General features: G+C 54.6%; 2 tRNA genes. Both read right to left on the minus strand.

Annotated elements, in window-relative coordinates:
- Positions 1-46 precede the first annotated feature (46 nt).
- A tRNA-Met gene (locus IC219_RS21520) sits at positions 47-122 on the minus strand.
- 16 nt (positions 123-138) lie between these two features.
- Positions 139-224 (minus strand) — tRNA-Leu (locus tag IC219_RS21525).
- Between the last annotated feature and the right edge of the window lie 38 nt (positions 225-262).

Consider the following 262-nt stretch of genomic DNA (forward strand, 5'->3'; position numbering starts at 1 on the left):
CGTGAAAGGGCGGTGTCTTAACCTCTTGACCAACGAGCCATTTTAATGGTTGCGGAGGCAGGACTCGAACCTACGACCTTCGGGTTATGAGCCCGACGAGCTGCCAACTGCTCCACTCCGCGATATTATTTTATAAAGTGCCGAAGACCGGAATCGAACCGGTACGAGAGGTAAGTCCCGCAGGATTTTAAGTCCTGTGCGTCTGCCAGTTCCGCCACTTCGGCTTTTTTGGCTCCAAGGGTGGGGCTCGAACCCACAGCCT

It is taken from the genome of Clostridioides sp. ES-W-0018-02 (assembly GCF_020658175.1).
Taxonomy (GTDB): domain Bacteria; phylum Bacillota; class Clostridia; order Peptostreptococcales; family Peptostreptococcaceae; genus Clostridioides.